This is a genomic window from Labilibaculum sp. DW002 (genome assembly GCF_029029525.1).
GTDB lineage: Bacteria > Bacteroidota > Bacteroidia > Bacteroidales > Marinifilaceae > Paralabilibaculum > Paralabilibaculum antarcticum.
On sequence record NZ_JAKJSC010000003.1, the window covers coordinates 191,151 to 206,665 of the forward strand.

General features: G+C 33.3%; 12 protein-coding genes. 6 read left to right on the forward strand and 6 right to left on the reverse strand.

The features are described from left to right. Positions 1–16: 16 nt before the first annotated feature. From L3049_RS15085 to L3049_RS15100, 4 genes are all read right to left on the reverse strand, one after another. On the reverse strand, positions 17–1,162 hold the full coding sequence (locus L3049_RS15085) for a DUF4249 domain-containing protein (protein ID WP_275110650.1): 1,146 nt from the start codon (positions 1,160–1,162) through the stop codon (positions 17–19). Between the two features lie 215 nt (positions 1,163–1,377). Next, positions 1,378–2,526, reverse strand: a complete 1,149-nt coding sequence (locus tag L3049_RS15090; RefSeq protein ID WP_275110651.1) for a DUF4249 domain-containing protein — start codon at positions 2,524–2,526, stop codon at positions 1,378–1,380. A 283-nt stretch (positions 2,527–2,809) separates the two neighbouring features. Continuing rightward, positions 2,810–3,958 carry a DUF4249 domain-containing protein gene (locus L3049_RS15095; RefSeq protein WP_275110652.1) on the reverse strand — a complete coding sequence of 383 codons (1,149 nt, stop codon included), beginning with the start codon at positions 3,956–3,958 and terminating at the stop codon, positions 2,810–2,812. 295 nt (positions 3,959–4,253) lie between these two features. Continuing rightward, on the reverse strand, positions 4,254–4,694 hold the full coding sequence (locus tag L3049_RS15100; protein ID WP_275110653.1) for an NfeD family protein: 441 nt from the start codon (positions 4,692–4,694) through the stop codon (positions 4,254–4,256). Positions 4,695–4,963: 269 nt separating this feature from the next. On the opposite strand from L3049_RS15100, the gene L3049_RS15105 reads away from it, so the two are divergent. From L3049_RS15105 to L3049_RS15130, 6 genes are all read left to right on the forward strand, one after another. Then, positions 4,964–6,112: an acyl-CoA dehydrogenase family protein gene (locus L3049_RS15105; protein ID WP_275110654.1), complete on the forward strand. Its 1,149-nt coding sequence runs from the start codon at positions 4,964–4,966 to the stop codon at positions 6,110–6,112. A 9-nt stretch (positions 6,113–6,121) separates the two neighbouring features. Further along, complete coding sequence (locus L3049_RS15110) at positions 6,122–7,117, forward strand: beta/alpha barrel domain-containing protein (protein WP_275110655.1); 996 nt, start codon at positions 6,122–6,124, stop codon at positions 7,115–7,117. A 124-nt stretch (positions 7,118–7,241) separates the two neighbouring features. Beyond that, complete coding sequence (locus tag L3049_RS15115) at positions 7,242–8,573, forward strand: hydroxymethylglutaryl-CoA reductase, degradative (RefSeq protein WP_275110656.1); 1,332 nt, start codon at positions 7,242–7,244, stop codon at positions 8,571–8,573. A 3-nt stretch (positions 8,574–8,576) separates the two neighbouring features. Continuing rightward, positions 8,577–9,503, forward strand: coding sequence for a GYDIA family GHMP kinase (locus tag L3049_RS15120; RefSeq protein ID WP_275110657.1), 927 nt, complete (start codon positions 8,577–8,579; stop codon positions 9,501–9,503). An 18-nt stretch (positions 9,504–9,521) separates the two neighbouring features. Beyond that, complete coding sequence (gene mvaD, locus L3049_RS15125; protein ID WP_275110658.1) at positions 9,522–10,574, forward strand: diphosphomevalonate decarboxylase; 1,053 nt, start codon at positions 9,522–9,524, stop codon at positions 10,572–10,574. A 6-nt stretch (positions 10,575–10,580) separates the two neighbouring features. Then, positions 10,581–11,540 carry a GHMP family kinase ATP-binding protein gene (locus tag L3049_RS15130; RefSeq protein ID WP_275110659.1) on the forward strand — a complete coding sequence of 320 codons (960 nt, stop codon included), beginning with the start codon at positions 10,581–10,583 and terminating at the stop codon, positions 11,538–11,540. Between the two features lie 9 nt (positions 11,541–11,549). Here L3049_RS15130 and L3049_RS15135 read toward each other — a convergent pair whose 3' ends face one another. Both L3049_RS15135 and L3049_RS15140 read right to left on the reverse strand, forming a co-directional pair. Then, positions 11,550–13,469: a tetratricopeptide repeat-containing sensor histidine kinase gene (locus tag L3049_RS15135; protein WP_275110660.1), complete on the reverse strand. Its 1,920-nt coding sequence runs from the start codon at positions 13,467–13,469 to the stop codon at positions 11,550–11,552. A gap of 127 nt (positions 13,470–13,596) precedes the next feature. Next, positions 13,597–15,510: a tetratricopeptide repeat-containing sensor histidine kinase gene (locus L3049_RS15140; protein ID WP_275110661.1), complete on the reverse strand. Its 1,914-nt coding sequence runs from the start codon at positions 15,508–15,510 to the stop codon at positions 13,597–13,599. Positions 15,511–15,515 lie beyond the last annotated feature (5 nt).

Here is a 15,515-nt window from a genome sequence, read left to right on the forward strand (position 1 = left end):
TTGTTTGAATTAATACTTATTGCCAAAAAGATGGTTTTGTGATAGAGAATTCATAAGAACAGTCGAAGCAGAATATATAACGATAGTAAAAAACGGCATCTCCTTTATCAAATTCTATTCTAGTAATGTAATAGATAGCTGGATTAGGTCTGTTTTTACTGGATTTTTCGATACATTCTGGAGGAAAATAATCAAAAGTAGTTTGAAACATATCTCGGTTAAATGATTTGCCTTTACTGCTTACTGAAGAAACCTCAAAATAACCAACAACAGAATAATTATCATCGCAACAGTATATATTTCCTTCTACGTTGCCAGGTGACCTATCATACAGATTTCCACTGCTTTGATTTATTTGTTTAATGTGATTCCAAAATTGATAATTATTTGCACTAATGGATCGGACATTTATATGTAGATAGTAATCAAATAATAATTTTTGTTCTGTATAATCTATGGAAACTAAAGGAAGTTTATGCATTGATTTGGTATCCAGAATTGACGCATCAAAGACACTTATCTCATTGTTGAATTTCTGCCGATAACATATCGATGCTGGTTCGCTTGTAAAAAGTAAACTATCTGGAAGATTTAAGTGGAATGGTGTTTGCCATTCCCAGCCTTCGTTAGATTCCCATCTTATATAACTTACACTGTTCGATTGGTCAATTGCATCAAAGTAAAGTTTAACGGCATTTCGCTCTAAATCTTTAGAAATATACTGTTTGTAATCTTCACCATAAATGTTGGTGATTTCTACTGGGGGAGACATGATTTCTGGTTCAGACTCAAATTCTAAACCATCTTTAGTGATAATTTTTATCCAATAAGTTGTACCTACATCACCTCGAAAACTTGAGGATTCATTTTGGTATAAACCAGGCTCGATTTCTTGGAATACATCGGAATTTCCTTTGTCGTCGAATATGTTAATGATGGCATCACTTTCAGGAATAATGGAATCTCTGGTTGTAACAGAATCCATTGATATTGTTTTGTATAAACGAATTTGAATTGGAGTGTTTTCGTTTGAGATTTTACCATCAACAACTAAAATAGAGAAGTTTCCATTTATTTTTGGGCTATACCTTTCTGTACAGGATAAAAATAAAGGAACAAAAAGAAAGGGTAATATTAGTTTCTTTAGTTTAGTTATGATCACTTTGCGCAAGGGATTAGATCGTATGTTATCTAAAGTTAGATAAAATCTAGGAAGAAACTTGCTTCTTTATTTTATTATTTAACAAATTTCTAGTTGGATGATTATCTAACTGTTGTGCAGTAGGTCATGATGAAAGAACGTAAAAAAAATATAGTGTAAATTATTATAAAGTCACACTAATATTACGACATAATAGATTCGTATTGGAACAATACTTATTGCCAAAAAGATGGTTTTGTAATTGGAAATTCAAAAGAGCAATCGTAGCAGAATTTTGGGCGAAAATAAAAAACATCATCTCCAAATTCACTACCAACCCTAGTAATATAATAAATAGTGGTATCGGGATAAATTTTTCTACTAGATTTTTCAATGCATTCACTTGGTGAATAATCAAATTTTGTATGGAACATTTCTCGATTGAAAGATTTGCCCTTCGTGCTTACCGAAGAAACCTCAAAATAACCAACAACAGAATGGTCACCCTCACAACAGGATATATTTCCTTCTACGTTACCAGGTGTTCTATCGTATAGGTTACCACTGCTTTGATTTATTTGCTTAATATGACTCCAAAATTGATAATTTTTTGAACTAATAGAGCGAACATTTAGGTGCAAATAATAATCGAATAACAATTTCTGTTCTGTTGATAGTATTGAAGTTACAGGAAGTTTAAGCATGGATTTGGTATCCAGAATTGAAGCGTCATATACATTAATTTCATTGTTTAAATTCTGTCGATAACATACAGATGCTGGTTCGCTGGTAAATAATAAACTATCCACAACATTTAAGTGAAATGGAGTTTGCCATTCCCATCCTTCCTTGGATTCCCATTTGATGTAACTTACGCTGTTCGATTGGTCTTTTGCATCAAAGTATAGTTTAACGTTACTTTGTTCTATTGTTTTAGAAATGTATTGTTTATCATCTTCACCGTAAATGTTTGTAATCTCAACAGGTGGAGACATAATTTCCGGTTCAGATTCATATTCTATACCATCTTTTGTGATTATTTTTATCCAATAACTTGCACCCACTTCTCCTCGAAAATTTGATGATTCATTTTGGTATAGACCAGGTTCTATTTCTTGAAAATTGTCAGAATCTCCTTTGTCGCTGAATATGTTAATGAAGGCATCGCCTTCGGGAATTACTGAGTCTCGGGTTGTTACGGAATCTGCTGAGATTGTTTTGTATAAACGAATTTGAATTGGAGTGTTTTCGTTTGAGATTTTACCATCAACAACTAAAACAGAGAAGTTTCCATTTATTTTTGGACTATATCTTTCAGTACAGGATAAAAATAAAGGGACAAAAAGAAAGGTTAACAATAGCCTTTTTACATTAATTATGATCATTTCAAGTGAAGGGTTAGTTTGTGGGTTGTCTAATATAAATATATTCTAGGAAGAAAACTGCGTCTTAGTTTTATTATTTGACAATATTGTAGATTTATGCTATGCGAATAGTTGTGCAATAAGCCAAAATAAGTTTTTGAAAAACAGTTTGAATTATTGTGATGTCAATCTCGTAATACGGAATACTGCAAAAAAAATAGCAAACAGGATACTGATATTACCTGTCTTTACTTGTTGCAATTGATTTACTAACGAATTAATTATTACTTGTTTGTATTAATGCTTATTGCCAAAAAGATGGTTTTGTGACTGGGAATTCATGAGAACAATCAAAGCAGTATATTAAGCTATAGTAATAAACGATATCTCCATTAGCAGATCCTAACCTAGAGACGTAATAGTAGTCGGGGTTAGGTTTGGCTTTTATACTGGATTTTTCGATACATTCTGATGGGAAATAATCAAATTTTGTTTGAAACATTTCTCGATTAAATGATTTGCCCTTTTTGCTTACTGAAGACACCTCAAAATAGCCAACTACAGAATGGTCACCCTCGCAGCAGTATATATTTCCTTCTACATTGCCAGGTGCTCTATCATAAAGATTACCACTACTTTGATTTATTTTCTTAATATAATCCCAAAATTGATAATTTTTAGCGCTAATGGAACGGACATTTATTTGTAAATAATAATCAAATAATAATTTTTGTTCTGTTGATAGTATTGATGTTACAGGAAGTTTAAGCATGGATTTGGTATCCAAAATTGAAGCGTTATATACATTAATTTCATTGTTTAAATTCTGTCGATAACATACAGAAGCTGGATCGCTTGTAAATAATAAGCTATCAACAACATTTAAATGATACGGAGTTTGCCATTCCCAACTTTCTTGCGATTCCCATCTGATATAGTTTGCACCGTTCGATTGGTCTTTTGCATCAAAGTATAGTTTAACGGCATTTTGTTCTAGATCTTTAGAAATGTACAGCTGATCATCTTCACCATAAATATTTATAATCTCTACTGGAGGAGACATGATTTCCGGTTCGGACTCATATTCTAAACCATCTTTTGTGATTATTTTTATCCAATAACTAGTACCTACTTGGCCTCGAAAATTTGAGGATTCATTTTGGTATAAACCAGGTTCTATTTCTTGGAATAAGTCAGAATCTCCTTTATCGCTAAATATGTTAATTAATGCATCATTTTCAGGAATAACGGAATCTCTTGTTGAGACAGAGTCTGTTGAAATTGTTTTGTATAATCGAATTTGAATGGGCGTATTTTCGTTTGTGATCTTTCCATCAACAACCAAAACGGAAAAATTTTCATTTATGTTTGGGTTATATCTTTCTGTACAGGATAAAAATAAAGGGACAAAAAGAAAGGGAAGTATTAATCTTTTTATTTTAATTATGACCATTTTAGATGATGGATTAGAAAGTAGTCTGACTAAGTTAAATATATTCTAGGAAGAAGATGCTACTTTCTGTTATTAATTGATAATACTGTAGGCTTTTGGCGGTCTAATAGTTGCACAATTAGCCATGATATAGAGGCTGAATTAAGAGTATTTTGAATTATTATAGCATCAATTTGATTTAAAAAGTTAGAAGCTCATTTTTTTGCTTGACATTTTCATAATCTAACAAGAAAAAAAGGCTGGATGCGAACATCCAACCTTTGGGGTTTTAGGGTTTATTTAACTTTTTATTTTTTTATATTGACTTAACAGTAATAATTGATTGCTTAATATTTAATACCTCTACAAACGAATCTTTTGGGATTACCTCTCCAAATTGAGATTTGGCTTTCCACGTTGAGCCAGAGATTATTATACGTCCAATGTTTTTTCTGTCATTGATTTCTTCCATAACAATAGCCTCTCTGCCAATTAATTTTGCTTGATTTAATTCTGGTATGTACTGATTGCTAAAGGAGTGTTTTTTTATGAATGGTTTTATAATAAATAAGGATAGAAAGGAAAATGCAGCAAAAACAATAATTTGTTCTGTTATTGAGAAGTTTAAATAAGCGATTATTCCCGTTAGTAATGCCCCTATTCCAAAGCAAATTGAAATAAAATTTGAAATAAATATTTCAATCACAAAAAGGCCTACTGTTAATAGTAACCACATGTGCCAAAGTTCTAATTCCATCTTTCTATTTTTAGAGTGAAGTAAAATTAAGTTGTTAATATGTTAAAGTCAAGTGTCAAATGTGTCAAGTTGTTTGCGAAAAACTTGACAGTATTTTGTTAAGTCCTGAAGGTGGCGGTTTCATTAGCTTAGAAACGTTTATTATTTTTTTTAGAGAGATGAAAACTCAAGCCTTTATCAAAAATGATTCTAAATAATTTTATTAAAATGAAGTTTTTAAGTACGTTTGCGCCCTAAATAAAGACTTGCGAGTCTTAATAGTTTGAAAAATGAGAAATCCATATATAAGAGAAAATCATAATCGCATTAGGGAAAAAGTAAAAGAATTTGCTGAAAAAGAGGTGAGGCCTTTGGCTTTTGAATTAGATGAAAAGGAAGAATTTAGCACTCACCTTACGAAAAGGATGGGGGAATTAGGTTTGTTTGGAATTTACTTGCCAAAAAAATATGGTGGACAACAGACAGATTATCTGTCTTTGCTTATCGCAATTGAAGAAATTGCAAAAGTGGATGCTTCTCAGGCGTCAACATTGGCTGCTCATAATTCATTGGGAATTGGTCCCATTTATTATTTTGGTACGGAAGATCAAAAGGAAAAGTATTTACCACAATTAACATCTGGAAATTTTGTTTGGGCGTTTGGTTTAACCGAAGATAACGCAGGATCGGACTCAAGAGGAACAGAATCGACTGGAGATTTGCTTGATGATAATTGGATTATTAATGGTAGTAAAAAGTTCATATCAAACGCTTCTTCCAATTCATCTTTAGGAGTAAGTCTTCAAGTAGTAACTGCGAATGATAATGGAAAAAAAGAATTATCTGCTATATTAGTAGAACGAAGCACTGAAGGTTTCGAAGCTGAGCCAATAAAAAGGAAGATGATGTGGAGAGCATCTGATACTGCTCAATTAAATTTTACCAATTGTAAAGTCCCAAAACAGAATTTACTTGGTAATTTAGGAGAAGGATCTAGAATCATGCTTCAAACATTAGATTCGGGAAGATTAACGATAGCAGCTATGGGACTTGGATTGGCGCAAGGAGCATATGAGTTGGCGTTAAGTTATTCTAAAAAACGAGAGCAATTTGGGAAGCCAATTTCAAAATTTCAGGCCATTAGTTTTAAGTTAGCCGATATGGCCACAAAGATTGAGGCGGCTAGAAATTTATTATATCATGCATGTTGGTTAAAAGACAATGGGCATGAGTTTGGAAAAGAAGCTGCAATGGCAAAGCTTTATTGCTCGGAAATTGCGCAAGAGATTGCGAACGAAGCAGTGCAAATTCATGGTGCTCATGGATTAATTAAAGAATCGGAGGTAGAGCGTTTTTATCGTGATCAACGAATCTTGCAAATTGGTGAAGGCACCTCGGAAATACTGAAATTGGTTATTTCAAGACATATTGGTTGTTAAATTACAATTATGGCAGACAGAAAAAAAGATCACATCGAATTGGCATTTCAATCTCAAATTGAGGAAGCGCTTATCGATGAGCGATTTCATTACGAACCTTTATTAAGTGCTCATCCTATCATAGAAGATACTTCTTTTACTTTCTTGGGTAAGAGTATGCAAACACCTATTTGGGTGTCTAGCATGACGGGTGGAACTGAATTAGCAGGTAAGATCAACCGAAATTTAGCACGTGCATGTGCCGAATTTGGTATGGGAATGGGATTGGGTTCTTGTCGTTCTTTATTAGATAGTGATGAGTATTTCTCTGATTTTGATGTTCGTGATATTATAGGAGAAGATTTACCACTTTATGCAAATCTTGGCATTTGTCAGCTTGAGGAACTAATTCAAACAAAGAAAATCAGTAAAGTTATTAGGCTTGTTGGTCGCTTACGCGCCGATGGATTAATCATTCACATTAACCCTATGCAGGAATGGTTGCAGCCAGAAGGTGATCGTATTTCGAAATCTCCATTAGAAAGTATAGAATTCCTTTTAGAGGAAGTAGATTTTCCAATTATTGTGAAAGAGGTTGGACAAGGAATGGGACCAGAAAGTTTACGAGCACTATTACGTTTACCACTTCAGGCAATTGAATTTGCAGCTTTTGGAGGCACCAATTTTGCCAAAATAGAATTGATGCGTAACCCAAATTTACAGGTGCAGTTGTTTGATCCTCTGACTAATATTGGACATTCTGCAAGTCAGATGATTAATTGGGTAAATGATATTGTTGAAAATGATGAGCAGGTGAAATGTAAAGAAATTATCATATCGGGAGGAGTGCAAAACTTTTTAGATGGTTATTATCTTATGGAGAAATCAAATCTTTCAGCCATCTACGGACAAGCATCGGGCCTTTTAAAATATGCAAAGGAATCATACGATGATTTAAAAGCTTATCTAGAATCTCAAAGAAAAGGAATTCAACTTTCGAGAAGTTTTTTACGAGTTAGAAAATAAGGCTCATGCTTAAAAAAACGTCTGTTTTTTGGGACAGCTAAAGAAAAAACGTAATTTAGGACTTCGAAGTATTTTATTATTTCCAAAAGTCACTGTTTTTTGGATATATAGGAAGGATTAATATATGAAGCGAAAAACAATTATTTCAGGTTTTTCCAAATTATCTCGAGAAGAGAAGATGGAGAAAATGGCCGAATTAACAGGCAGTGCTGAGAGAATTAGATCTCAACTGGATAGTTTTCGACTGAAAAATAAGGCGCAACAAGATCTATTGGATGAGATTAGTGAGAATACAATTTCAAACTTTTACCTTCCATTTGGAGTCGCTCCTAATTTCATGATCAACAATCATTTGTATCATATTCCAATGGTTATTGAAGAAAGCTCAGTAATTGCTGCAGCCTCACGTTCTGCTAAATTTTGGGCTAGTCATGGTGGTTTTAATGCTAGAGTTGTATCGGTAATAAAATCAGGACAAGTTCATTTTATTTGGAAAGGCAGTAATGAAAAGCTAAATGACATATTACCTGAACTAAAATTTGAATTGTATCGTGATACAAAAGAATTAACCCGCAATATGCGTCAGCGTGGTGGTGGAATTCAAGGTATTCAATTGGTAAATAAATGTGACGAAATGGATCATTATTACCAGCTGCATGTAACATTCGATACGGCCGATTCGATGGGAGCCAATTTTATAAATTCTTGCTTAGAGAAAATGGCTCAAAGTCTTAAAAAATTCTTTCGGAATTACGAAGGCTTGCCCGAAGCGGAAAGAGAATGTGAAGTAATCATGTCTATTCTTTCGAATTATACACCCGACTGCATTGTAGAATGTTCGGTTGAGTGCAGTTTAGATGAATTAAATGAAATCCATCCGGGTATTAGCGGAAAGGAATTTGCAAATAAATTTTTAATGGCCTCAAAAATTGCTGAGCTAGATGTTTATCGGGCAGCAACGCATAACAAGGGAATTTTTAATGGCGTTGATGCTGTAGCATTGGCAACAGGGAACGATTTTCGTGCAATTGAAGCAAATGGCCATGTATTTGCCTCGCAGACAGGTAAATACAAAAGTTTAACGCAGGCTAGCGTGTCTCATAATCGATTTAGATATCAGTTAACGATGCCTTTGTCGCTTGGTACTGTTGGTGGATTAACGAGTTTACATCCTTTGGCAAAATTTGGCTTGGAATTGCTTGGAAAACCTTCGGCAAAAGAGTTAATGATGATTACGGCTGCGGCAGGTTTGGCAAATAATTTTGGAGCGTTACGGTCATTGGTGACAACAGGAATTCAGCAAGGACACATGAAAATGCATTTGTCTAATTTATTAAATGCTTTAAAAGCAGATTACGAAGAAAAGAAGCAAGCATTGGAATACTTTGCTCATAAAACTGTTTCGCATAGCGAGGTAGAAGCTTTTATTAAATCACTACGAACTAAGCTACAATAAAATTTGAAACCACTTCATAAATATTATTCGAACGCAAAATTTTTACTTACAGGTGAATACCTTATTTTACATGGGGCTTTGGCTTTAGCCATTCCTTTAAAGTTTGGACAAATATTAGAGGTGTATCCATCCGAAAATGAAAATCTGGAATGGCTTGCCATGGAAAAAGGTAAGACTTGGTTAAGTTTCTCAATAGCGATGGATGAGATAAATAAACAAACAACAAAAGGTCATGATGAAAAGGATTTTGTTTGCTTTTTATTGAATAAGGCGAAAGGATTAAACCCGTCTTTTTTAACGGATGTATCTGTCAAAATAAAGACTGAAATTAATTTCGATCGGAATTGGGGCTTGGGAAGTAGTTCTACTTTAATAAATAATATTGCACAATGGGCTGAGGTGAATCCATATGAATTGCATTCTTTGGTTTCGAACGGTTCTGGCTACGATGTTGCTTGTGCAAATTATTGCAAACCAATTTTATTCAGAAGAAATGGTAATCATCCATTAATTTATCCAGTCGATTTTAATCCAGAATTTTTAAATAATTTGTACTTCGTTTATTTAGGTAAAAAACAAAAAAGTGAGGAGTCTGTTCGTGCTTTTTTGGACTCTAATGAGTTGAACCAAGAGCAATTGGATCAAGTTTCTAAATTGAGTAAAGATTTCTTGTATTCAGCGAATGAACAAGTGTTTGATTCTGTTGTTCAAGATCATGAAAAAATGATTTCTGAGTTATTAAATCAAGATTGCGTTAGGGAAAAACACTTTGCTGATTTTAAAGGATCAATAAAATCTCTAGGTGCATGGGGAGGCGATTTTGTTTTGGTTAGGAGTGATTTGAAAAAAAGAGATGTGCAATCTTATTTTTTTAAAAAAGGATTGACAAATATATTTTCTTGGAAAGAAATGATTCTGGGAGCGAACTAAAACATTTGCAAGTAAACGATGAAAAATAATACAATCTCAGGATCTATTTGTTGGGAAAGTCCATCCAATATTGCCTTGGTAAAGTATTGGGGGAAAAAGGGAAATCAATTGCCTTGTAATCCTTCTATCAGCATGAGTCTAAAAAACTCGATAACCAGAACGAAGTTAGATTATGAACCTAAAAAAGCAGGTGATCAATTAAGCTTTTTATTCGAAGGCAAACGAGAAACTTCATTCGAGAAACGGATTGTAAAATGGTTCGATAGCTTAGCGAAAGAATTTGACTTTTTAAGCGGTTTTACCTTCTCCATTTATTCAGAGAATACATTTCCACATTCAACAGGAATTGCTAGCTCTGCATCTGCTATGAGCTCTCTTGCGCTTTGCTTGTGTAGTTTGGAAGAAGTAGTTCGAGGTGTAAGTTTAAATGAGTCGGAATTTTTCCAGAAGGCTAGTCGAATCGCAAGATTAGGCTCGGGAAGTGCTTCAAGATCGGTTTATGGTGGTTTTGCAGCTTGGGGAGAGAGCAAAGTTTTATCGAAGAGCTCTGATGAGTTTGCAGTTTCGTTTTCGGATCATGTGAATCCAATTTTTCAAGATTTTCAGGATGCTATTCTTTTGGTAAGTTCTGAAAAGAAAGAAGTATCAAGTACTGTTGGGCATCAGCTAATGGAGAATCATCCTTATGCAAAAGCTCGATTTGCTCAAGCAAATGATAATTTTGAAAAAACTTTGGGAATATTAAAATCAGGAGATTTAAATGCTTTTATTGAAATTCTGGAAAATGAGGCCTTAAGTTTACACGGATTAATGATGAATTCCACGCCATCGTTTACCTTGATGAAACCAAATACCTTGGAGTTAATAGATCGAATAAGAGCATTTAGAAAAACACATAATGTTCCGCTTGGTTTTACTTTAGATGCAGGGCCAAATATTCATTTGCTATTTCCTAAATCAGATAAAAAGAAAGTTTTACCATTTATTGAATCAGAACTAGTCCCATTTTTGGAGAATGGAAAGTACATTCTTGATGAAGCAGGTTCGGGTCCTCAAAAAATAAAAATATAAAGAATTGTGAGAATACATCCAGACTTATTTTATGCAAAAATATTACTCTTTGGGGAGTATAGCGTACTATTAAACTCGATGGGTTTAAGCATTCCATATACGCATTTCAAGGGAGAGTTGAGTTTTATTGGTGAAGATAAGTATACCGATCGGAATTTTGCAAAACGATCTAATAATGAGTTGCTTAAATATCTTGAATACTTAAAAGGTGATTTTGACACTTACAATAAATTGATTGATTTGCAGTCTCTTGAAAAAGATATCATGAAAGGTTTGTATTTTGAGTCGAGCATACCAGAGAGTTATGGTTTGGGAAGCTCAGGTGCGTTGTGTGCGTCTTTGTACAAGCGTTATGGAATGAATACGATTGGCAATAGCAAGAAACTAAAGAATGGTGATATTATCGAGTTAAAAACAGTTTTAGCTCAATTGGAATCCGGTTTTCATGGCAAGAGTTCAGGTTTGGACCCTTTAAATTCCTATCTCAAAGTACCTTTGTTGATTCACCATCAGAATGAAATTGAACAAGTAAATTTGCCTGGAGATAAATTTGGTGAAGACAGCGCCATTTTTCTAATTAACTCTCAAAAATCAGGTAATACGGAACCATTGGTTCGTTCTTTTCTAAACAAGTGTGAAAAGGAGGATTACCTTGATTTAATGCAGAAACAATTAATACCGATGAATAACAAGTGTATTTTGGAATTGGTGAATGGTAATGCAGACTCTTTTTTCACACAATTGGAAAAGCTCTCTGAATTTCAATACACAAATTTTTCATCGATGATTCCTGATAATTTTCTTGATCTTTGGAAAGAAGGTCTGGAAACACGCCAATTTTGGATGAAATTGTGTGGATCAGGTGGAGGAGGTTATTTATTAGGCTTTACCAAAAGTTACTCCACAACAAAAGACATTTTAAAAAATAAGGGATTGGATATTGTTACGGTTTATCAGAATCAGTAAAAATAATACTTAGTCTTTATAAACTTGTAAAGGTATGGTGTAAGTAACCAGTGTACCCCTTTTATCTTCTTGTATTGTTTTCAAATCAATGAGATCAAAGTGCATCTTTTTTGATGATTTGAAATTGTAAATTTTTACTCGATCAAGCGCGATTGATGTTGCTAAGGATTTATGAGTTTTCTTTTCGATATTTTGTTTTTTTGCTTCTTCTATTCCAATTCCGTTATCAACTATTTGAAAACGAACTTGCTCTTTATTTTTGCTAAGAGATACTTTAACTTCTATTTTGGCATCGGTCATATTTCTTAAACCACCATGAATTAGTGCATTTTCAACAAAAGGTTGAGCTAGCATCGGTGGAACAACGATTTCATCTTGGTCAATGTTTTCATCAATTTCAAATTGATAAGTAATATCATTTTCAAACCTTAATTTTTGTAGGCTGATATAATCCGCTAAAGTTTCTAATTCTGTTCGAAGCGATACAAATTCCTCACGCGAATTTTCAAGTATTCCTCTTACTAAAGTCGCAAGTCTAGATAGGTAGTTGTTTGCTTCATCATTCCTTTCATCTAAAATAAAGCTTTGAATTGCTGTTAAAGAGTTGAACAGGAAATGTGGATTCATTTGGCTCAATAGCACTTTCTGACGCAAATCCATTATTTTATGAGCAACACTTAGACGATTAATACGCAAAGAGACGATGATGGCTATGGCTCCTAAAAGTAAAACCACTGCTAGGGTAATTATCCAGGCATTTTTCTCACCTAACTTAAGATCTTGAATCTGGCTTTTTTGTTGAAGAAGTTCTAGCTCTTTTTCCTGTTGTACCGATTCGTATTTTGTAGTTAATTCTGCTACGATTTCCGATCTGTAAGATTCAAGTAGTGAATCTTTAAGCTGATTGTGTTTTTTTAAATAACTAATAGATTTTTCGAATTGTCTTTGTTCTTCTAGAAATAGTGAATATCTGTAGTAGGTTTCTTTTAAATCTGCGATAAGATCATTACTGGCACAGGTTTCTTCAGCTTTTATATAATACGCTTCTGAATCATTATATTTCTCTAGCGATTTTAGAATTTCAGCTTTTAAAAGATATAACTTACCAAGTCCCCATATGTCATTCAATTGTAACCTAATTTCTTCGCATAGGTTGCAATGCTCAAGCGCTTTTATAGGCTCTCCTAAAGCTTGGTATGATTGACCAAGGTTAAGATGAATGATTCCTTTGTGCTGAAGCATACCAGAATCATCATTTATTTTTAAAGCCTGTAATTGGACATTTAAAGACTCTCGAAAGAGGCCTTGTTCAAATTTGATGACACCAATATTTGTTAAAACTCTTGAAAGTCTATGTTTATCTTTAAGAGTAATAAATATGTCTTGCGCTTTACGATAAAAGTTTAATGCTTTTTCCTTGTCTTCAAGCGTTTGATATACACCACCAATGTTTAAATAGATTCCAGCTAATCCACTCTTATAATCTAACCTTTGGTAAATTTCTATAGCTTTTAAATATTGTTGAAGGGCTTTGTCGTATTTTCCAGTTCTACGATAAATGATTCCAAAATTACCTGTTATTTTCCCAATGTTTAATGAATCGCCTACAATCTTAAATTGCTCAAGAGCTTTCTCGTAGTAATAGTGAGATGAATCAAATGCTCCTTGATAATAATAGGTAACACCAAGAGATTTATAGCTATCTGCTAAAATATTTACCTCTTCTCTTTCTATTGCCAACGAAATTGCTTTTTTTCCCGTTTTAATACTTACAGCATATGATGAATCTCTTAATTGTTCTGCATACGTAATTATATGTCTTATGTCGTCATTTGTCGGGTTTTTCAGATCATCTTGAAGGTGCGAAGCTGAAAATATATGCGTTGTATATAAAAATGAATAAAGAGCAAATAGTAGAATAGATTTCATTTAAGAAGTGTTGAATGTTTTAGCGATGCCAAAAGTAAAATAAATAGTTTGCTAACTATGATAATGATTAGATGTTTTAAATTTAATGGCTAGTTTTTCTAGAAATTAGATTCTTGTTCATGCGAATCTATTCCTTATCAAGAGTTAGTGGAATGGTGTAGCAAACCTGTGTTCCAGTTCGTTTTGGGTCAACATTTTTCAAATCAATTATTTCAAAATTCATTTTTTTAGATGATTTGAAATTATAAATTTTAACACGATCTAAGGCAATTGAGGTTGCTATCGATTTGTGATGTTTGTTCGTATTTTGTTTTTTAGATTCCTCAATACCAACTCCATTATCTTCTATTTGAAAACGGAGCAGTTCTTTGTTGTTGCTAAGTGATATTTTCACTTTTATTTTTGCGTCTGGTTTATTTCTTAGCATGCCATGAATAAGGGCATTTTCAACAAAAGGTTGTGCTAACATAGGAGGAACAATTGTTTGCTCTTGATCTATTGCTTCATCAATTTCGAATTGGTAAGCAATTTCATTCTCAAATCGTAATTTTTGCAATACGATATAGTCTTTTAAAGTTTCTAACTCCGTTCGCAATGGAACAAACTCTTCTCTCGAATTTTCGAGTATTCCCCTAACTAAACTAGCTAGTCTCGACAAGTAAATGTTAGCATCATCATTTTTATCATCTAAAATAAAACTTTGAATAGCAGTTAGAGAGTTAAATAAAAAATGAGGATTCATTTGAGTTAATAATACCTTTTGACGTAGATCTAATATTTTATGATCTGCTCTTAAACGGTTGATGCGAATGGATACCAGAATAGCAACAGCACCTAATAACATGACAACCATTAAGGTGATAATCCAAGCATTTTTCTTTGCCAGCTGTAGACTATGTATCTGACTTTCTTGTTGTAATAAGGCAAGTTCTTGTTCTCTTTTTTCAGCTTCATAAGCTGCAGAAAGTTCTTCAAATCGCATATCCGCCTGAATTACTTTCAACGAATCTGTTACCTGAATCATTTCACTTTGTCGTAGAAAAGAGTTCTTGTAGTCTCCTGTTTTTTGATAGATATCTGTTAAAAACTTAAGGATTTCAGCTCTCCATTTCAATAAATCATTCTCAATAGCCATTTCATCTGCCTTCAGGAGGTATTTTTCGGCTAGTTTATATTTTCTTTGAGCCATTAAAATTCTTCCAAGCTCCAATTTAGCACTTACAATTCCATCTTTATCGCCAATTTTAATTCTAATATCCTCTGCTTTTTTCACATAGATGAAGGCTGAGTCTAATTTGGCTTGTGAATGAAGTAAAAAACCAATATTAAAGAGTAGTTTCGATTCAAATAAGATATTTCCGACTTTGGAATTTTCATGTAATGATTTATTGTAATATTCTAAGCTTGCAGAATATTCCTTTTTTAATTCTGTAATAGCACCCAAATTGCAATAAGCATTTGCAATCTCTTTCGTTTTCTTAAATTTTATGAAGTTATCTAAAGCGAACTGGTAATATTGCTCTGCTTTTATGAGGTCCTCTCGTTCAAAATATAAATTCCCTAAATTATTGAATACACTGCCAAGACCTTCTTGATAATTATTCTCTTTATAAATTTGCAGATTGTTAAGGTAATATTCGAGTGCCTTGTCGTATTTACCTTGTTTTCGGTATAGTAAGCCAATGTTGCCGAGAACTTTACCTACATCAATTTTCGAATTAATTGCTTCGAAATGAGGAATTGCTTTTTCGTAATAAACAAAAGCAGAATCGAAGGTGCCCGCAAAAAAGTAGTTAATGCCTTGAGCTTTGTATGATTTGGATAATAGTTTAGAGTCCTGAAGTCTTTCTGCGATGCTAATTGCTTGTTGGCATAAACGAATACTTTCTTCTAGTGATTTGTTTCGCGATTGAGCAGATGAATCAAGTAGTTCATGTATCTGTTTTACTTCAAGGGAATCCTTGTCAAATGAAATGTTGGAGAATACACTTGCATTACAGAAAATAAGAATCGTGAATAGATATATTTTCAACTTTCCCATAATTG